Origin of the sequence: Thermanaerosceptrum fracticalcis (assembly GCF_000746025.2) — a bacterium.
Lineage (GTDB): Bacteria > Bacillota > Peptococcia > DRI-13 > DRI-13 > Thermanaerosceptrum > Thermanaerosceptrum fracticalcis.
In genome coordinates, this window is record NZ_CP045798.1 from 150888 (window position 1) to 170673 (window position 19786).

General features: G+C 46.5%; 19 protein-coding genes and 1 pseudogene. 15 read left to right on the forward strand and 5 right to left on the reverse strand.

Annotated elements, in window-relative coordinates:
* The first annotated feature begins 24 nt into the window (after positions 1–24).
* Positions 25–1185 (forward strand): annotated as a pseudogene (locus tag BR63_RS00865) (IS3 family transposase).
* Between the two features lie 392 nt (positions 1186–1577).
* On the opposite strand, the gene BR63_RS00870 reads toward BR63_RS00865, so the two are convergent.
* Positions 1578–1787 carry a hypothetical protein gene (locus tag BR63_RS00870; protein WP_243270045.1) on the reverse strand — a complete coding sequence of 70 codons (210 nt, stop codon included), beginning with the start codon at positions 1785–1787 and terminating at the stop codon, positions 1578–1580.
* A gap of 84 nt (positions 1788–1871) precedes the next feature.
* Between BR63_RS00870 and BR63_RS00875 the strand changes: the two genes are divergently transcribed.
* The 9 genes from BR63_RS00875 to BR63_RS00915 all read left to right on the forward strand — a co-directional run bounded on the left by BR63_RS00875 (position 1872) and on the right by BR63_RS00915 (position 10103).
* A complete protein-coding gene (locus BR63_RS00875) occupies positions 1872–2183 on the forward strand; it encodes a hypothetical protein (RefSeq protein ID WP_153802156.1) in 312 nt (103 codons plus the stop codon).
* Positions 2184–2188: 5 nt separating this feature from the next.
* The gene (locus BR63_RS00880; protein WP_243270046.1) at positions 2189–2449 is read left to right on the forward strand and encodes a CoA-binding protein; all 261 of its coding nucleotides are present in this window, start codon (positions 2189–2191) and stop codon (positions 2447–2449) included.
* A 329-nt stretch (positions 2450–2778) separates the two neighbouring features.
* Complete coding sequence (locus tag BR63_RS00885; RefSeq protein ID WP_051966109.1) at positions 2779–3135, forward strand: carbohydrate-binding protein; 357 nt, start codon at positions 2779–2781, stop codon at positions 3133–3135.
* A gap of 192 nt (positions 3136–3327) precedes the next feature.
* The gene (locus BR63_RS00890) at positions 3328–3906 is read left to right on the forward strand and encodes a TetR/AcrR family transcriptional regulator (RefSeq protein ID WP_034424603.1); all 579 of its coding nucleotides are present in this window, start codon (positions 3328–3330) and stop codon (positions 3904–3906) included.
* 91 nt (positions 3907–3997) lie between these two features.
* Positions 3998–4726 (forward strand): putative ABC transporter permease, encoded by a 729-nt coding sequence (locus tag BR63_RS00895; RefSeq protein WP_034424606.1) that lies wholly within the window; start codon positions 3998–4000, stop codon positions 4724–4726.
* Positions 4677–5258: an HD domain-containing protein gene (locus BR63_RS00900; RefSeq protein WP_081908267.1), complete on the forward strand. Its 582-nt coding sequence runs from the start codon at positions 4677–4679 to the stop codon at positions 5256–5258. Before BR63_RS00895 ends, BR63_RS00900 begins: the two co-directional genes overlap by 50 nt.
* 182 nt (positions 5259–5440) lie before the next feature.
* Complete coding sequence (locus tag BR63_RS00905; protein ID WP_034424609.1) at positions 5441–6262, forward strand: carbon-nitrogen hydrolase family protein; 822 nt, start codon at positions 5441–5443, stop codon at positions 6260–6262.
* Between the two features lie 194 nt (positions 6263–6456).
* Positions 6457–7701, forward strand: coding sequence for a glycosyltransferase family 4 protein (locus tag BR63_RS00910; protein ID WP_034424612.1), 1245 nt, complete (start codon positions 6457–6459; stop codon positions 7699–7701).
* Complete coding sequence (locus tag BR63_RS00915; protein WP_034424615.1) at positions 7698–10103, forward strand: sugar phosphate nucleotidyltransferase; 2406 nt, start codon at positions 7698–7700, stop codon at positions 10101–10103. The genes BR63_RS00910 and BR63_RS00915 overlap by 4 nt, the downstream gene beginning before the upstream one ends.
* Positions 10104–10253: 150 nt before the next feature.
* Here BR63_RS00915 and glgP read toward each other — a convergent pair whose 3' ends face one another.
* The 4 genes from glgP to BR63_RS00935 form a co-directional block, all read right to left on the reverse strand.
* On the reverse strand, positions 10254–11909 hold the full coding sequence (gene glgP / locus BR63_RS00920; RefSeq protein ID WP_420825486.1) for an alpha-glucan family phosphorylase: 1656 nt from the start codon (positions 11907–11909) through the stop codon (positions 10254–10256).
* A gap of 185 nt (positions 11910–12094) precedes the next feature.
* Positions 12095–13705: a glycoside hydrolase family 57 protein gene (locus BR63_RS00925; RefSeq protein WP_034424618.1), complete on the reverse strand. Its 1611-nt coding sequence runs from the start codon at positions 13703–13705 to the stop codon at positions 12095–12097.
* A gap of 31 nt (positions 13706–13736) precedes the next feature.
* Positions 13737–14228, reverse strand: coding sequence for a DUF4912 domain-containing protein (locus BR63_RS00930; RefSeq protein WP_034424620.1), 492 nt, complete (start codon positions 14226–14228; stop codon positions 13737–13739).
* A gap of 244 nt (positions 14229–14472) precedes the next feature.
* Entirely contained in the window at positions 14473–15354 is an 882-nt protein-coding gene (locus BR63_RS00935; RefSeq protein WP_034424623.1) for a YegS/Rv2252/BmrU family lipid kinase, read from the reverse strand.
* A gap of 113 nt (positions 15355–15467) precedes the next feature.
* On the opposite strand from BR63_RS00935, the gene BR63_RS00940 reads away from it, so the two are divergent.
* From BR63_RS00940 to BR63_RS00960, 5 genes are all read left to right on the forward strand, one after another.
* A complete protein-coding gene (locus tag BR63_RS00940) occupies positions 15468–16232 on the forward strand; it encodes a 4Fe-4S binding protein (protein WP_034424626.1) in 765 nt (254 codons plus the stop codon).
* 46 nt (positions 16233–16278) lie between these two features.
* Positions 16279–16464, forward strand: coding sequence for a hypothetical protein (locus BR63_RS00945; protein ID WP_153802157.1), 186 nt, complete (start codon positions 16279–16281; stop codon positions 16462–16464).
* Between the two features lie 11 nt (positions 16465–16475).
* Entirely contained in the window at positions 16476–17243 is a 768-nt protein-coding gene (locus BR63_RS00950; RefSeq protein WP_081908268.1) for a M20/M25/M40 family metallo-hydrolase, read from the forward strand.
* A gap of 177 nt (positions 17244–17420) precedes the next feature.
* On the forward strand, positions 17421–18638 hold the full coding sequence (locus BR63_RS00955) for a dicarboxylate/amino acid:cation symporter (protein ID WP_034424629.1): 1218 nt from the start codon (positions 17421–17423) through the stop codon (positions 18636–18638).
* A gap of 339 nt (positions 18639–18977) precedes the next feature.
* Positions 18978–19766, forward strand: coding sequence for an enoyl-CoA hydratase/isomerase family protein (locus tag BR63_RS00960; RefSeq protein ID WP_034424653.1), 789 nt, complete (start codon positions 18978–18980; stop codon positions 19764–19766).
* Positions 19767–19786: the final 20 nt, after the last annotated feature.

Genomic DNA, 19786 nt, shown 5'->3' on the forward strand with positions numbered 1-19786 from the left:
AAACAGCTTTCTTTAAGGTGGATTGTGACCATGAGAAAATCATATTCTGGGGAGTTTAAAGCCAAGGTTGTACTGGAAATTCTCAAGGAAGAAAAAACCATATCCCAGATTGCTTCGGAGTATGAGATACATCCAAATCAATTGCTTAAATGGAAGAAAGAGGCAATAGGTGCTCTGGTGGAAGTTCTTGAAGATGGTCGCAGAAAGGGTGACAAGGAGAAAGAGACCTTAAAGAACAAGATTCAAGAACTTTATGCAGAGATTGGCGAGTTGACAACTAAGCTCAACTGGCTTAAAAAAAAATCTGGCCTCAAATTGGACTAGAGCTGAAAGAATTGAACTGGTGGATTTTGAGAACCCGAGCTACCATTAACAGCTCAGGCAGAACTACTTTCGCTCAACCGTTCGAGTCTTTATTACCGGCCAGTACCACCATCGCCTTTGGAAATTGCTATCAAGCATAGAATCGACCGCATTTATACGGAGGACCCCTACTTGGGTTCTCGCCCGATTACCGCGATTCTGAACCGGGAAGGCTTTTGCATCAGTCGACCCACGGTACAGAAGTATATGCGGGAAATGGGGATATCTGCAATCAGGCCAGGGCCGAACCTCAGCCGCCGGAACCACGAGCATAAAGTCTATCCCTATTTGCTTCGCGGCGTTAAGGCATCCTTCCCCAACCACATTTGGGGTACTGATATCACCTTTATCCGCCTCAGAAAGGGCTGGTTGTACCTGGTGGCTTTTCTAGACTGGTTCTCGAGGTTCGTAGTAGCCTGGGAACTGGACTGTACTCTTGAAGTCGATTTTGTGCTGGAAGCTCTCCATAGGGCATTGCGGACTGGCAAGCCTGAGATTGCCAACAGTGACCAGGGAAGCCAGTTTACTAGCGAGCGGTATACCACAGCATTACTGAGTAAAGGGATCAAAATCAGCATGGACGGGCGAGGTCGTGCTATGGACAACATTTTTACCGAGAGACTCTGGCGTACAGTTAAGTACCAGGAGGTCTACATAAACGACTATACAAGCCCCCGTGAAGCCCGTCTCGGTCTTGCCAGGTTCTTTGAAAAATACAACAACTACAGGCCGCATCAGGCACTGAAAAATTTGACTCCGGCCGAAGTCTACTTCGGCAATTATACCTTGGAACACTTCCAAATAACATTTCGAGTCTATTAAGCCGAGGATTATAGAGCATTTAGGGGGTATTGGCCACTCTGGTGTCCAAACCCCCTCTGACCAGTATAATCCTGGCTACTCCGTCAAGTTCGAAGCCTCCTACTGACTCTAAGCTCCCTAGTGGTCGCTAAGAGTCAGTACGTCGATTACGAACTTGACGAACAGGAGTCAAGTAGTATTTTGTCTGGTAAAATGTGACATAATTACCAGTTAACAAATGTTATTATTAACAATATTTTACTTACAAAATACACTAAGGAGGTAGAAAAACCACCTTAAACAAGGTCAAAAAAATGTCTTGACATCTTTAGCCACCATAAAAATTTATTCTTTAAGTAATTCATCTAAAGAAATATATTGTAGATCAGTAGTTATGCAGTTTCAGGATAATTTTACCAACCCCATAACCTAAGTTCAAAAGAATGTGGCCAGAATTTATCAATAAGCCTTGAAAAACGCTGGGTTGCCGTGTCAAAACAGACTTGGATCAACTGCTCGCAACAGCGGATCCGACAACCGGCGTTGAAGAAGTACCTTATCACTTCGCAGAGGGAGGGGCGATTCATGGCTACCCAGAGTCTGGCACTGTTTAGATGGCGCACCTCTGCGAGCATCTGTTTGGCAAGATCAAGCTTGGTTTGTTTTTCATTCTTTCGCTACCAGACAGGAGGGGATTGGTTTGGTTTATGATATTACACACGATGAATTTTGGCGGAACAGATTTTGAAGGCGGAGTGAGACAGTATATATGTAACCGTTTTCCTAATATTAAGATGATTCAGCCTGGAAAATCTAACGAAGTAAAGGAGCTACAAGCAGCCGATGTCTGTATTGGTTGCATGAGGAGAAGCTTGAATAATGAGGACATGGATAATTTCAGCCACTTAATGCAGATTTCTATATTTGCAGAAGTAATAATGCCGCGCGACCACGGAAAAAATGTAAAATTCATCCAGAATTACGGACTATTAATGGGGACCCCTGTTATTCTTCTTTAAATGCCTTGCCGGAAAAAGTTGGCGGGGTCTTTATTTGTGTTTCTCCTGACCGGACGGAGGAGATTGTCAAAGAAGCAGTGCAGTCGGGCATAAAAAACATATGGCTGCAGCAGGGGGCTCAGTCAGCCAAGGCCATATTATATTGCCGGGAAAATAAGCTGAATCTTGTCTATGGTGAATGTATTCTGATGTTCGCCGAGCCCGTAGGGTTTCCCCATTCCGTGCACAGATTCCTTTGGAAAATGATAGGTAAGTACCCTAAATAAAATAGCAAGGTTGCCAGTTATTTTAAGCCACCTTAAGCAATCTCATCCTGTTAACAATCTGCAGGACGGGTTGCTAAGGCCGGCTTTTTTTGTGAACAAAAATTGAGTAATTTTCTCTAAAGCTGATCAAAATATCTACTGTTGGGTTTTATAAAGAAATTGTTCTGGAGTGGTTTATGCTTTTCTCAGGAGAATTGCCGGTGACAGGGATATCTTCGGACAGGAGAAAAAGGACAATGTGATGTTAATTTTCATTCATAATCGGAATTTGGATAGTGAATAATATCTTGTAGGATTATCAACCTTTAAGAAAAAAGGAGGCAGTTTTTGTGGCAAGAAAAACCATGGCAACCGAAAATAATAAAACGCGGACCAGTACGGTGGAAAGGGGTGTAAGTGTTGAACCCATGCCAGCCACAGCCGAAGACACCATCACCATCAGTTACAACGGCTTACTGGCCCAAAGCGGTGCGGCGCAAGTTTACGCCCATATCGGTTACGGGAGCAACAAGAACTGGTACAATGTAGAAGATATTCCCATGAACCGTGCTAAAGATAGCTGGACCTGCGATGTGAACCCCCTTGATTCCCAGTTAAATTTTTGTTTCCATGATGGCGCCAATAACTGGGATAATAATTACGGCCACAACTGGAGCATCAACATTCATGACGGGGAGAGGGTTTAATAAACTAAACCCTGACCAATGCGTTATCTAAGCCAACTGTATTTAAACAACCTGACACCCTTTGAAAAAAGGGTGTATTTTTTTCTGCGTAAGAGTTGTTAAATCTGGCAGAAAAGTATTGACAAAGAACGCTATTTGGAATATATTAGTAAACAAATCGGACGTTTGTACGAATTCATGGAGGCGTGTATAATGCAAGCGGCAGCCAAATTTTCCCAGGCTCAAAAAATCCTGGATGCAGCCTATGAATGCCTTGCCACCAGGGGTTATGCCCAGGTTTCCCTGCGGGATATAGCCCAAAAAGCCGGAGTGGTCTTAAGCCAGCTCAATTATTACTACGGCAGCAAGCAGGGCCTTTTCATTGAAGTGGTGAACATGATGACGAAAAAATACCTGGCCAGGTTTGAGGAGTACTTAAAAGAAGGGACTACGCCCCAGGAGAAGATGGCTTCGTTGAAAAGATTCTTCCAGGAAATGCTGAATAACGACCCGGGGCTTTTTCGCATCTTTTATGACCTGACGGGGTTGGCCCTCTGGTCACCGGTTTTCAGCAGCCTCCTGCGCAAGCTGTTCAGGGAGTTGTCGCAAAAAATCGAAGAATACATTTTGATCCAAACCCTTCCCGGAGAAAACTTCAGGGGATATTCCAGCCATAACATAGCCAGGATGATCCTGGGGGCCATGTACGGCACTGCTATTCAAGTCCTTTTGGACCCCGGCGAGGAAAATCTAGAAGATTCCATTAATGCTATCCAGCTGATCCTGGAGTGAGAGAAATTAAGGCTTGGTCCCAGCGACAGAATATATAAACGGTTAAAAAAACGTATTAGAACCAAAAGTTGAGGAGTGGGAGGTGTTTTTCATGTATACTGATCTGTTCGACATCGTCATCATATTTTCTCTATATTCTTTTGGCGGATGGGTATTGGAGACGGTTTACGCCAGTATACGGGAGAAACGCTTTGTCAACAGGGGTTTCCTGTCGGGGCCCTTTGTCCCTATTTACGGTTTTGGCGCATTGCTGGTAATATTCTCCTCGCGAATTGCAGACAATATTCTTGGAGCGGGAACGATGTACTCTCTGCCGGTCAAATTTTTCCTGGCTTTCCTGCTGGCCTCGTTCCTGGAGTACCTGGTGAGCCTGGCCATGGAAAAAATCTTCGGCTGTCGGTGGTGGGATTATAGTGAAAACTTCCTGAACATCCAGGGCAGGGTGTGTTTGAGCTATTCCTTACTGTGGGGTCTTTTGGCCTGTTTGCTTGTGGAAGTCGTACATCCGGTAAGCTTATCGCTGCTGGAAGTTGTTAACCCTGCTGGTAAAGCAGCCCTGGTCGCTATGTTGGTTGTTTATTTTGTTTTTGATACCGTGAACTCGGCCAATGAGATTATCAACCTGCGGCAGGTGCTGGCTGCCCATTACTTGCGGCCGGCAGGTCAGGTGCGGGATAAGCTCCTTTTATACCGTAGAATTATCTTGGCTTTCCCAGGGATCCGTTTCCAGCAGTTGGGTGTCATAAACCAGGAAATAAGGGGATTCTTAAATGGCAAAGTGGAAAAGATTAAAGCGCAAATCAAGTTCAGGTGGATCTAATTTCGACGAATATAAAGAGTACGTGTGGGATTTACTGTCAAACGAAACGGTGTGGCAAATGAACCGGTTCAGGCATCACTATATTGTATCCCGCCTGGAGCATTCCCTGAACGTATCATATTACAGCTACATTATTTGTGCTGCACTGGGTTTGGACTGTAAAGCCGCAGCCAGAGGAGGATTGCTGCATGATTTTTTCCTGTATGACTGGCGGGTGGAAAACTTGCCGGAAGGGAAACACGCCTTTGTTCATCCCCGCATTGCTCTGAAGAATGCGGAAGTCCTGGTGCCTCTCAAGGAGAAGGAAAGGGACATTATCCTGAAGCACATGTGGCCATTAACCTGGCAGCTGCCCAGGTACCCGGAAAGCTGTATTGTGTGCTTGGTGGATAAAGGCTGTGCCCTGCTGGAAATCCTTTGTTCCTGGATTGTTTTATTTTCGGGAGGATGGAGGTCAGCCGGGCAGGCCCGTCCGGTCACCGGGGGACGTATACTGAAAAGCCTGCTCCTGGCTGAAGAAAGCAAGATCTAAAAAGTTCAGGATTTACCTGGATGTTTTTTTGAGCAGCCGGGTGAATGGTTTTGCAGGGAAAGTATAGAAGGGGTTAAGTCAAGGAACCGCAAAGATCCTTGAGGTTTCTTTTAAACCTACTCCCCGGAGGTTGCTAAATAAGATAAAATAAAAGGGTAAATATGGATTAAGGGGAGATTGCAGTGAAAAGGTTTCTTGTAGCGGCTATTCAAATAGATACCCAGAACAACAAAGCCGGGAACCTGGCCAAATTGGAGGGCTTTATTGATGAAGCGGCGGCCCGCGGGGCCAGGCTCATCGGCATGCCTGAATTCGTCAACTATATCGGAAATAGGGAAGGCGAATTGAGTAATGCCGAAACTATTCCCGGTCCTACCATTGAGTTCTTCGCCCAAAAAGCCAGGCAGTACGGGGTGTGGCTGCACTGCGGCAGTATTCCGGAAATCATCCCGGGGAAAAGGAAAGTATACAACACTTCGGTGCTCTTGAATCCTGCCGGTGAAATCACTGCATTATACAGGAAAATCCACCTTTACGATGTTCAGGTGGTCAACGGGCCCTCAATGTTGGAATCTTACACTAAGAAGCCGGGGGAGGAAATAGTGGTGGCCGGCACCGAACTGGGTAAAATCGGTCTCAGCATCTGCTATGACCTGCGTTTCCCCGAACTATACCGGATTATGGCCCTGCGCGGGGCGGAAATCGTCTTTGTCCCGGCGATGTTTGCCCTTTATACGGGAAAGGATCACTGGGAACCGCTGCTTAGAGCAAGGGCCATTGAAAACCAGTATTATATCATAGCTCCGGGCCAGATCGGGGTAAAACCGGCATTCCAGACCTATGGAAAAAGCCTGATCATCGACCCATGGGGCGAGGTTATTGCCAGGAGCAGCGACAAGGAAGGAATCATTACGGCGGAAATAGATCTTGACTATCTTTACAGGGTGAGAAGCGAGCTGCCTTCTTTAAGCAACAGGAGGCCGGCCGTCTATAAATGGGAATGATATTGAAGACGGGCTATCAGAAATGTAATTGCTTGTAATAAATGGCAATCCCCCATTCTGGTAAAAAAAACAAGAGCGCGTGACCGACCAGGTCACGCTTTTTTTTATGGAAAAGGAAGAGTAATTTACCGTAAAGCTGCCAAAAATATTTACTGTTGAAATGAGTAAGAAACAGTTCTGGAGTGATTTGATAAATGAAGATCTTAACGTTAACCTGGGAGTTTCCACCCCGTACGGTAGGAGGATTGGCCCGGCATGTAGCGGGTTTGAGTCAAGCCCTGGGCCAGGAAGGCTGGGAGGTAGAGGTTATTACCCCGGGTGAGGCCAAAAATGATTCTGGGCGGCCAAGAGGAGGGGTCTCTTTTCATCCCGTACAACCCTATGCTTTGCCTTCCCTGAACTTTATTACAGACATCCAGCACCTGAACTACAGCCTCCTGGAGGAAGCTGTCCGTTTAATCAACGCCAGTGAAGATATTGCTTTGCTTCATGCCCATGACTGGCTGGTAGCTTTTGCGGCCCGGGCTTTGAAACACATCTATCGCCTGCCCCTTGTTTGCACTATTCATGCCACGGAATACGGGCGCAACCAAGGATTACACAGTGAGCTGCAGCATTACATCAGCAGTGTAGAGTGGTGGCTCACCTACGAGTCATGGCGGGTCATTGTCTGCAGCCAGTCCATGAAGGACGAGGTGGGCTTTATTTTCCAGACCCCTGCTGACAAGATGAGGGTCATTCCTAATGCTATCGAACTGAGTGAATTCACCTTTGATCCCCAAAAAGCCCCTTCCCGCCAAAATTTTGCGCTCCCGGAGGAAAAAATCGTTTTTTACATCGGGCGCATGGTTCCGGAAAAAGGTGTCCAGACTTTGCTGCAGGCCGTTCCCGGTATCTTGAGGGAAGTACCTGAGGCAAAATTTATCCTGGCCGGTAAAGGACCCTATGAGGAAGAACTAAAACGTATGTCCCGGGAAATGGGCCTGGAGCATAAGGTGCAGTTTATAGGGTATATAGAGGATACGGTACGTAATGCCCTGTACAACTATGCTGAGCTTGCCGTCTTTCCCAGCCTCTATGAACCCTTTGGTATTGTAGCCCTGGAAGGCATGGCTACCGGGACGCCTATTGTGGTCTCAGATACGGGGGGCTTACGGGAGATAGTGAAACATGAGAAAAACGGTTTGCTCTTCCCCCCCGGTGACGGAAACGCCCTGGCCAGGCAAATTATTCGCCTCTTAAAAGAATCTGGCCTTGCCAAAAGACTGGCTGAAAATGCCTATCACTATGTGCTGCGGGATTATACCTGGAGCGGCGTGGCTCAAAAAACTCTGGGTGTTTATCAGGAAATTTTGGAGGAAAGCGGGAAATCCCAATGGCAGCCCTATTTTGTAAACAAAATAAATGCTAACGATGTATTGGGGAGGTATGACTATTGAAAGCAATTATTATGGCGGGAGGAGAAGGTACCAGGCTGCGCCCCTTAACCTGTGTCCGGCCCAAACCAATGGTTCCTCTGGCTAACAGCCCGGTTATGCTCCATACTATTAACCTCTTAAAAAAGTATGGCTTTCCGGATATCGGTGTTACCGTGCAATATATGGCTTCTAATATTATGGATTATTTTGGGGACGGTACTGAATACGGGGTAAATTTGCGTTATTTTGTAGAAAATAAACCTTTAGGTACCGCCGGCAGTGTCAAGAATGCCCAGGAATTTTTGGATGAGACGTTTATCGTCATCAGCGGAGATGCCTTAACCGATCTGAACCTTGCCGAAGCGGTGGAATTTCATAAAAAGAACAGGGCGCTGGCTACACTGGTCCTAATAACCGTGGACAATCCCCTGGAATATGGGATCGTCATCACGCAAAAAAACGGTAAAATCGAGCGTTTTCTGGAAAAACCGGGCTGGAGCGAGGTTTTCAGTGATAAAGTAAACACCGGGATCTATATCCTCGAACCTCAAGTATTAGACTTTATTCCCGAATATACCTTTTTTGATTTTAGTAAAAATCTCTTCCCCCTTCTTATGGAAAAGGGGCAACCTTTGTATGGCTATACTGCCAACTGCTACTGGTGTGATATTGGAAATCCCGAGGCCTATCTCCAGGCTCATGCAGATATTTTGGATAAAAAAGTTGATGTTCTCTTACCATATCGACAAATATCACCGGGAATCTGGGTAGGTAACCATACGGAGATTCATCCCTCAGCCAGGTTGGAAGCACCACTGATCATCGGCAATAACTGCAGGGTCGGGCCTGAAGTTTTCCTGGGGGCTTATAGTGTGCTGGCAGATAACTGTAAACTGAAGGAGCGGGCTTCGGTCAAGAAATCAGTTTTGGGCAAGGGGGTAATGGTGGGCAAGGGGGCAGCCATCAGAAAGACCATTCTCTGTTCGGGCGTTTATGTAAAAGACAACTCGGCCACCTATGAAGGGGCCATTGTGGGTGATGGTTCCACCATCGGGGAGAACTGTACCGTTATGCCGCAAACGAAAATCTGGCCTGGTAAAACAATTCAGGAAGGAACCACCCTTAAGGAGAATTTAATTTGGGCAAACAGGTTCTTTGCCAACCTTTTCGGTGCCAAAGGCATCAAAGGTGAATTGAATGTGGATATCACCCCTAAATTGGCTAACAGCCTGGGGAGTGCTTTTGGGTCTTTAGTGACTCCAGGGGGAAAAGTAGGTGTCAGCAGTGACGAATACCCTGCTTCCCGGATGATTAAACAAGCATTGGCTTGCGGCTTACAGGCCGTAGGACAGCAGGTTTATGACCTGGGAGACCTTGTTTTGCCTATGACCCGCTTCGCTTTAAAAAACGGCCGGTTTAGCGGGGGAAGCCATGTTGTATTCTCTCCCCAGGAAAACATGATACAAATACTTTTCTTGAATGAGAAAGGCGCTAATATCAGCCTGTCCCAGGAAAGAAAGCTGGAAAATATGCTGGCCGTAGAAGACTTTACCCTGGTGTCCGGTGAAAAAATAAAAAATATCCTTACCTTATCCACGGTAGAGGAATTATACTTTTGGCACCTGCGCCAGCAGATAATGGATAAGCTGTCTTTGAAAGTTCTTTTTGATTGCCCGGCGGACAGGCTTAAACAGGCTGTTGCCCAGTTCTTGAGGGAGTCAGGCTGTGAAGTGGAGGAAGTTCCTTACCGTAAACTCCATGAGGCAGTACCGGCTAAAGGGGCAGATATAGGAATTTACCTGGATCGCCAGGGAGAGGGGTATGTGCTTTTTGATGAAAAGGGCAATAAACTGGAGGAGGACAGGGCCAATACCTTATTAGCCTATCTCTTTTTCTACAATAACCCGGGGAGCACCCTGGTAGTACCGGTCAGCGCTCCCACGGCCTTCGAAAAAATCGCGGAAAAATATTACGGCAGGGTAGTGCGTACCAAAAGAGCCGTACAAGCCCGTATGGAAACTATTCTGCAAGGAGGAGAAAGCGGCGAAAAACAGTTTAACCTGGAATTTGACGGCCTGCGGGCTATCCTGGAACTGCTGGTAGCCATGTCCCGGGAAAGGCTGGCCCTTTCGGAAATCATGGCCAAAATTCCTCCTTTTTACCTGCATCGAGATGCTATGGAATGTAACTGGACCATTAAAGGGAAAATTATTCGCTCTCTCATCGAGAACTTTGATACTGAATTGCGAACCGATACTGTGGAGGGTGTAAAGTTTAATCACCCCGAGGGATGGACGTTAATTTTGCCAGATCCGGAGCGGCCTCTGGTCCAGATTTTCAGCGAAGGCAGTTCCATGGAAATAGCCAATGAGTTGACCAGTGCATATATGAACAAAATCAAAGAGATTATGGAAATGGCGTAAAATGATTTCCGTTTTCCGACTTCCGAATAATTAGTTATACTGAACAAAATAAAGAGAGTCTGTAGCACAGTCGCTGACAGACTCTCTTTATTTTACGGTTCACGGTTCACGGTTAACGTGTTTCGACAATCGGCTATCTGACAGTCGCTGTCACCTCAAAGCAAGGGGAATTTTCGCTTGTGCCGCTACCGCCTTAAGATATAGTTGTTCGTAATATTCTTTGAGCATTCTCTCGGAGGAGAATTTCTCCTGGGCCATCTCTATACTTTTTTGCATCATCCTGGTCCAGCGGGGTCTATCTACGTAATATACAGGCATTACGTCTGCGAGCAGTACTTCGTAAAAGGCTTTCAGATCATAGACATCCTGGTTCATCTGGTTGGGGTCTTCGGGTAGTACCCTATCCAGAAGCCAACCACTCTCTTTGTGTATAACGCCTTCTCCGACCCACCCGTCAACAACGCTGATATTTAAGACGCCGTTTAAAGCTGCTTTCATGCCCGAAGTTCCACTGGCCTCCAGGGGACGCAGGGGATTGTTTAACCAGGCATCACAGCCCTGGATCATGAGCCTGGCAATATGCATATCATAGTTTTCCAGGAAAGTAATTCTGTTGGGAAATTCTTTACCAATATTGACAATTTCCCGGATAATTGCTTTACCTTGCCCGTCATGGGGATGAGCTTTGCCGGAATATACCAACTGCAGTTTACCTTCTTTTAACAGAGGGGAAAGGAGTTCCATATTCCTGAAAATAAGTCCACCCCGTTTATAAGCGGCGGCACGCCGGGCGAACCCGATGGTCAAAACATCCGGGTCAAAAATCACGTTATTATGGGTCCGGATATAGTTGAATAATTTCTTTTTCGCCTCCAGGTGGGGCTGCCATAAATCCCCTTTCTGCTTATACGCCTCTCTGATGGCTGGGTTTTGCCAGGTGTTTACGTGTACCCCGTTGGTGATAGCCATAATAGGAGCTGCTTTCTCCACGTTTTTCCACATGTTCCTGGCTGTTTCCCCATGGGCCCGGGAAACGGCATTGGCAGCCTCAGAGAGGCGTAAGGCGGCCACAGTCATATTAAAGGGGTCACCGCCGAGGGCTTTTAACTGTTCGTAGGTCAGTCCGTTAAAGGCCTCCATATGGCCAAGCAAAGCGTAGTCATGGGTTTCATTTCCCGCTTCTACCGGGGTGTGGGTAGTAAAGACCACCTCTTTTTTCGTGGCTTCCCAGGCTTCCTCGAAAGTCATTCCCCGGGACATTTTCTCCCGGATTAGTTCCAAACCGGCGAAAACGGCATGTCCTTCGTTAAAATGATAGACGTCTACATCAATACCCAGGGCTCTTAGTGCCCGCACTCCTCCGATACCCAGGATCATTTCCTGGGCTACCCGGTCTTGTCCTGAACCTCCGTATAATTTCTCTGTCATCCACCCATGCTCGCTCCCCTCAAAATTAGTATCTAAGAGGTAGAGGGGAGCATTTTCGTACTGGTCCACCAGCCTCACCCTACATGTCACATCCCCACCTCTGATGCGGAGTTTGACTGTGACGCCGGTATCCTTAACATTTTCATAATCGTAACGGGGGTAAAGATCATAAGGATAGCCGTCTTCCCCAATCAGCTGGGTCGTATAATCCTGACGCCAGAGAATGCCTATCCCGACAACGGGAACGTTCAGGTCTTTGGCTGCTTTGAGATAGTCGCCCGCAAGTATCCCCAGACCACCGGCATAGATAGGGAGACCATTGTCTAACCCGTACTCCATACAAAAATACGCGACTTTAGGTAATTTTTGCTCTGGCAAACGCATCTTCCTCCTCGCCTGGAACTTGTACTTTTGTAGTATTCTCCGCAAACACCAAATTATTTATGAATAATTCATGTCAGTTGTACGATAATATACTGCTAATTCGGGTATCGGGAAGCGGAGAAATATTATTGGTATCCGGTGACCAGTGTCCAGTGACCGGTACGGTTCACGGTTAACGTCTAAAGGTGACTCACTACTCTTGAATCGTTAATATTCTGTTGCCGGTATAGTCCATAATCAATCTCGGGAAAGATATTGTCTTTGGAGGCGATGGCCTGGAGCCAGGTTGGATCCAGGGTGTTATTTTTTATGTCATGGTATAGTTTAAAAAACCGTCCCAGGTGGTCCTGGGTTCTTTTCCTGGCGTAATTGATGGTGGTATTGGCTGTCATGATAAAGGCCCAGTCGCTGGCCTGAGCCAGCAGCAATTCCCGGGCAGCCTGCTGGAGGGCTCTCTGTAAAATTCCTTCCGTGTTTGGCAAGGAGGTAGCCAGTTCTACCATATAGTTGGCTGCTTTATGAAGGTGCCGGTAAATCCAGTCATTGCTTCCGTTTAACCAGAACTCATAATAGCCTTTATCTCCCCAGGTGGAAAAGGAAGGCTGGATGACCTGGCTTTCGGGATAAAGTGATAAATACCGGGAAGGGGTGATGGTCTTAAGGGTCTCCTGGTCGTAATGAATTTTCCGCAGTAATATCTCCAGCCAGATAGGCCCTTCAAACCACCAGTGGCCAAAAAGCTCTGCATCATAAGGCGCCACGATGACTGGGGCTCTGTCCATAAAAGAAGAAAGGTATTCCACCTGTTTCTGGCGGTTGAACATAAAGTTGCCCGCATGGAGGGCGGCTTTTTCCCTGGCGGCCCAGGGGTCATAGAGTTCCTTGTCATTGGTTTTACCGGTAATCCGATGATATTTAATGCCTGTATTCAAACGAATGCCATCGGGATGAATATAGGGCCTTATATAATCCAATGGTAAATCCCAGCCGATATCGCGATAATATTCACGGTAGGTAAAGTCACCGGGATAGCCTTCTTCCTTACTCCATACCTGTTTGGATGATTCGGGATCGCGACCGAAAACGGCTACCCCGTTCGGACATTGGACCGGCGAATATACTCCCCAGCAGGGGGCGGGGTTACCGTAGAGGAGACCGTGGGTGTCCACAAAAAAGTACTTTAGCCTGTATTTGTCAAGGATATTTTCTATACCCGGATAATAGGCGCATTCCGGGAGCCAGAGGCCCGGGGGGGTTTGGCCAAAATATTGCTGGAAGGTGGAAACGGCTGTGGCAATTTGTGCTTCCGCCGCTTCCCGCCGCATGAAGGGTAAAAAGCCGTGGGTTGCGGCGCAGGTGATCAATTCTACTTTTCCTGTGGAAAGTAAATGCTGGAGTACCAGGAGGGGATTCTTACGGCAGCGGTCCAGGTAATAATGGTATAGGCCGGAAATCCGTTCCCTATACATGTGAGCTAGAGCATTTTCAGGCCTTTCTTTAGTTCGCTTGATTTCTTTTTCCGTCAATTCTAATAGCTTTTCCAGGTGTCTCTGTAAACGTTGTTGTAAAAGTTCGTCGGAAAACATGGTTAAGAGCGTAGGAGAAAAGGAGAGGGTAAGGGAAAAGTCCACTCCATCCCGGTGAAGATTTTCCAGCATCTCCAAAAGAGGCAAATACGTTTCCAGGGTAGCTTCGAAAAACCAGCGCTCTTCCAGAAAGTCCTCGTGTTCGGGGTGACGGATAAAAGGCAAATGAGCGTGCAGCAATAATAAGAGGTATCCTTGGGGCAAAACGAACCAGTCCTTTCGTAGCATGTGTTGTTTATCTGTAAGAAGAAAGTGTCTCTTGTTGCCGTTTAGCCAGCGTTTTCTCCAGGAACTGCCTGTGTTCGGGCCGGTACAGCCTGTTTGTGCCAAAGCAAGGGTTGGTTCCTATGGTTAAATCTAACCTTGCAGAGGCTAAAACAATGAAGGTTTGATCGGGCAAAATCCTGCCTAATTCACCCAGCAGCGACTGGTTGGAAATTTTCACATGAAAATACCAGTTGGTGGCTGCCTCGTCCAGTTCGAACAGATTTTGTTCGGTTCCCCGGGAAATGCGCATGGCCAGCCGGGAATTTTCCCAGCTTTCCCTCCCGTAGTTTTGCTCAAATTCACTTCTGGTCACAGGTGAGATTTCCCAGTATGCAAAAATACATTCCGGGTCTCGCACCATTAATACCAGATAGGTTTCCAGATAACCGGAAGGAAGTTGATAATCAGGTTCAACATAGTCTTTGGGGAGTGAAGACGGTAAAGTAGGGTACTGGGACATTTGAAAAGGCCTCCTTACCAGTAAGATAGTTTTTAAAGAGAAATATTAAGCCATACATGTAATTATCTCCAAAGTAAAAAAGGATTACTCAAGTTAGGTTATTTAGGTTGTTTAAAATTACAAAAAAAGAACAGCTTTCGTTGAGCTGTTCTTAAAATACGTTTTTTCCGAATTAGTTTTTTAGGCCCAGCCAGAAGACATCCCAGATTCCCTCCAGCCTTTGCTCATTCTATTTATTTTATCATTATTTCACGAATACTTTCAGGGCTTTATTAATGAAGCGGACATTGATGGGCAAAGCTGGACCCTTTTCACCGTCCACACTGAGCAGGACTTCACTGCTGCCAGAGATTTTACAGGTCCTGGACTTGAGAATCGTCACATTTTTGTCGTTGAGGGATTCCCGGCTTAAAACCCGGAAAAAGAGATTGGCCAGGTCGATGTGAGCGCAGTTTTTAATGAGGACAATATCCATGAGACCGTCAGAGATATCCGCATCTTTAATGAGGTTAGCAAAACCTCCTCCGTGGGTGCCATTTAGAATCAAAAAGAGAAGGACATTTTCTTCGATGGTTTCTGCCTCCGTTTCGATTTTGAGGGGGAAGCATTTCATATGCGCTACTTCACTTAAGGCCTTAAGATAGTAAGCAAAGGGCCCAAAATTTTTCTTTAATTCATCATGGGTTTTAAAGGAAACATCAACGAAGAGCCCCCCGGCACAGGTGCTGAAGAAAAATCTCTCCTCGTTAATGAGGCCCGCATCCACATCAACGGTTTTGCCGGAGAAAATGACATTCAGGCATTCGTTTAAGTTGACAGGAAGGTTGAGGCTCCTAGCAAAGTCGTTGCAGGTTCCAAAAGGAAGTAAACCTATGGGTTTGTTGAGACCATTTTTCAAGAGAATATTCAGGACGGAGTTAAGGGTCCCGTCACCTCCCGAAACCAGGAAAAAGGCAAAATCATTTTCCGCCAGTATGTGCGGGAGCTTATCAGGTTCATTTTTCGTAAGGCGGTAAGGTTGAAGCAAAATATTGTTTTGCTGAAAACGGTTTATCAGATAATCCAGCCTGGTAGGGATAGTGCGATCACCTGATAATGGATTATAGACAAACAGGGCCCGGTCCATGGGTAGCCTCCTTAAATACCTTGATAACCATATTATACAACAAACTGATGGAAGGAATTACCCCAGCCGAAGCGAAGTATTATGGGTACGATGTTGTAGCCGGAGGGATAAAGATGAGGGATTTAAAAGCTATAGTTGAGGTAATTACGCAATATCTTGAGGAAACACAGCTTAACAGGGTTCCCGAATTAGGAAATATGAAAATCTATGATGGGCCCCTGGTGGGATTGGCCAATGCAGAAGATCCCTTGTTTGACAAGCTCAAGGAGCCCTCTGTGATAGGTCCCCATCACCTGAATCCTCAGGAATGGCTGCCGGGAGCCCAGACAGTTATTTCATATTTTCTCCCATTTAATGAGACTGTCCGCAAGTCTAACAGGCTGGATCACTTACCATCTAAAGAGTGGCTGTACGGTCGCTATGAGGGTGAGTTGTGTAATGATGCCGTTCGTAGGTTTCTTAAGGAAGAAATCGAAAAAATGGGAGGAAAGGCGGTTATTCCTGTACAGGACGCCCGTTTCCAAGTAATTGATAAACGGAGCAACTGGTCGGAGCGGCATGCCGCTTTTATTGCCGGGTTAGGTACTTTTGGGTTAAGTAAATCTTTGATTACGGAAAAGGGCTGCGCCGGGCGTTACGGAAGTATTGTCGTTAATCTCCGGTTTGAACCTACGCCGCGCTCCTATCTGAAAATTGATGAGTACTGTACAAAGTGCGGTGCCTGTATTGACCGCTGCCCTGCCGGGGCCATTACCGAAGCAGGAAAAGCCCATGAACCATGTTCTCGCTTTGTTGACGATACGAAGGTGCGTTTTGCCCCCCGTTACGGCTGCGGAAAATGCCAGACGGGAGTACCCTGCGAAAACACGAGACCCTAAACCGGGTTTAAGCAAAACCCTTGGACTGTCAAAGATTGGTTTTGGAATGGCGCTGGGAGCATCGACGGCGTATAACGTTTCCCCCAATGTGAAATTAACCTATGACCGCTTGTTGAACAATGATGCTGTGAAGAAAGGTTTGGAATTTATTAAAGCCGATGATGCCAAGGCCCTGGCCGAACAAAAACAGATTTGTGAGATTCCGTCTCCTCCCTTTTTGGCGGGAACGTAGGGGAAGAAGGCCTGGGCGATCTCCGTGGGGTAAAAGCCCTTTTCCAGGATAACAAGGACATTGATGGATATATTTCCATTGATGGTACTGGTGCAAGCGGAATTTGTTATCTGGCTACCGGTAGCCACCGATTTGAAGTAACCTTTAAAGGTCCTGGTGGACACAGTTTTGGCGCCTTTGGAAAAGTTCCCAGCGCCATTCATGCTCTTGGCAGGGCTATCGCCAAGATTGCCGATTTCCAGGTGCCCAAGGATCCCAAAACTACGTTTACTGTGGGTGTAATAAGTGGCGGAACCTCTGTTAACTCTATTGCAGCAGAAGCCAAGATGTGGGTTGATATGCGTTCCAATAGCGAGGATGAAGTCTGCAAAACTGAAGCCTTGTTTAGGAAAGCTGTACTAGATGCATATCTCGAGGAAAACACCCGTTGGAACACCGAGGCTAAGGTCTACCCTGTAATTCAACTTGTTGGTGACAGGCCCGCTGGTACGCAGCCTGACGATGCGCCCATTGTTCAGGCAGCCTGGCTTTCCACCAAGGCACTGGGGTTGGAGCCCGAACTGGAAGGCTCCAGCAGTACTGACTCTAACCTGCCCATTAGCTTGGGGATTCCTGCTGTAACCCTTGGTGCGGGCGGTAAATCCGGTAATGGCCATTCGCCTAGTGAGTGGTATGATCCCACAGATGCCTACAAGGGGCCTCAGCAGATTTTTCTCACTATTCTTTTGTCAATAGCCTTTAACCATCATGTGGCCCAATTGCGCGCGAATGCTCATTGAAAAGTGACAAAAAATGACTGAAGATAACGAATAAAAAAGTAAAATAAAAATTTACAAAATAGTAAATGTATGAAAAGATGGATTTAGAAAACTAGGTAAAAGGGGTGGTAAAACCGAAACTTGTTACAAAGTCAAAATAGGAAAGATGAGGTAAATACTTGAAAGGGGGCCATACTTGTGAAGTTATCTACCAAAATACTCATCGGTCTTATCCTTGGTATTATTGCCGGTTTACTTCTTAGCAGTGCAACGGGATTCATCAAAACATGGATTCAACCTTTTGGGACTTTATTTCTTAATTTAATAAAAATGGTAATTGTTCCCCTGGTTCTGGCCTCCCTGGTAGTAGGTGCAGCCTCCGTGGGCGATGTGAAAAAGTTGGGCCGTATCGGCGGCAAAACAATCAGCTATTATTTAGTTACAACCGCCCTTGCCGTTACCATAGGTTTGATTCTCGCCAATCTCCTAGATCCCGGCTTCAACATGAAATTGCCTGCCGATGCCAAATATGCCGGGAAAGAAGCCCCGCCTCTTTCCCAAGTTCTCCTCAATATTTTCCCCACTAACCCCGTTGATTCAATGGTTCGTGCCGATATGCTGCAAATCATAGTCTTTGCCTTATTTTTAGGTATAGGCATCACTTTAATTGGGGAAAGGGCCAAACCTGTCTATAATTTCTTTGACGGTTTGGCTGAGGTAATGTATAAAATTACTGGAGTAATCATGGAATTCGCCCCTATCGGTGTCTTTGCTTTAATTACCCCTGTTGTGGCTGTGAATGGGCCCAAAGTTTTAATCCCCCTGGCCAAGGTTATCGCTGCCGTATACATCGGTTGTTTGCTCCATGCTGCCGTCGTATACTCTACAGCCGTCAGGACTTTGGGCAACATGAATCCCCTTAAATTTTTCCAAGGTTTTTCCCCTGCCATGCTCATTGCTTTCACCACCTGCAGCAGTTCCGCTACCCTTCCCGTTTCTATGAAATCTGTGGAAGAGAACCTGGGTGTGGATAAAGATGTAGCCAGTTTTGTCCTGCCCCTGGGCGCAACGATTAATATGGACGGAACCGCCATCTATCAAGGTGTTTGTGCCGTCTTTGTAGCCCAGGTTTATGGCATGGACCTCACTCTTGGACAGCAACTGACTGTAATCCTCACGGGAACCTTGGCTTCCATAGGAGCAGCAGGGGTACCCGGCGCCGGTCTTATTATGCTGACCATGGTTCTCCAGTCTGTCAACCTGCCGTTAGAGGGCATTGCGCTCATTGCAGGTATTGACCGTATCCTGGATATGGCCCGGACAACAATCAACGTTACAGGAGACGCCAGTGCCGCTGTGATTGTTGATTATAGTGAAAAGAAGAGAGTTGCTAAATCCGGCAGTATGGTTGTGTAGAGCTATTGTCTTTTAGTTTTAGTGTTTGTCTCCGGATTTATGATTTATTTACAGTTCCTGGTATCGGTCAAGAAGCTGATACCAGGAACTGTATTTTTTTTTGTATTTCATACACATTGTAAAGATTTTTATAAATAATTAGGATTAATGGGGTTGATTTTTTCTGGGCATGAATGGCCGGCTTTTTATTTTGGTAGATGCAATAATTGCACAAAGGCAATGGTAATTTGTGCAATTATTGCATTAATTATTTGCCGTTTTCTTGGTTTTATGGCCCTTTTACATTGGCATTATATTTGCAATATTAGAAAATTGAATTTTAAAAAAAGGGGTGAGTTTATGGATTTTAAGAAAATCAAGTTTTCTATTTTCGAGGGTATTGCCTCAATCTTGCTTAACAGTCCCCAAAACCTCAATGCCCTTGATGGGGCCATGCTGGACGATCTCACTGCCGTCTTGGACCTTTGTGCCGATGATGAAAAGGTAAAGGTTGTGGTGATTTCCGCGGAAGGAGAATCCTTTAGCGCAGGAGGGGACATCCGTATGATGCTGAAGGGACTGGAGGGGAATATGTCCGACCTCTATGGCGGGGTCCGTAAAGTAGGGTCGGCTGCCTTACGGATTCGTAACTTAAGAAAACCGGTCATTGCCTCCGTAAAGGGGGCGGCTGCCGGTGCCGGCTTTAACCTGGCGCTGCTTTGCGATTTCCGGGTGGCCGCGGATAATGCCAAATTTATTCAGGCTTTTGTCAATATTGGGCTCGTACCGGATATGGGCGGTACTTTCCTCCTTACCCGCATGCTGGGAGCGGCCAGGGCCACTGAACTGATTATGACGGGACGGCCTGTGACAGCCCAGGAAGCCCTGTCCCTGGGACTGGTAAACAGGGTAGTAACCCTGGAAGAGCTGGACAAGGCCACCATGGAACTTGCCCAAAAGCTTTGTGCCCTTCCCGGCGTAGCCCTGGGCAATATGAAGGCACTCATCAATAGAGCTGTTTTCCAGGGTTTAGAAAACAGCCTGGACAACGAATGGGAATATCAGGTGCAGTGTTCCCGTACGGAAGATTTTAAAGAAGGCATTACAGCTTTTGCGCAAAAAAGAAAACCTGTTTTTAAAGGTAAGTAACTGATAGCAAATCAGAGATA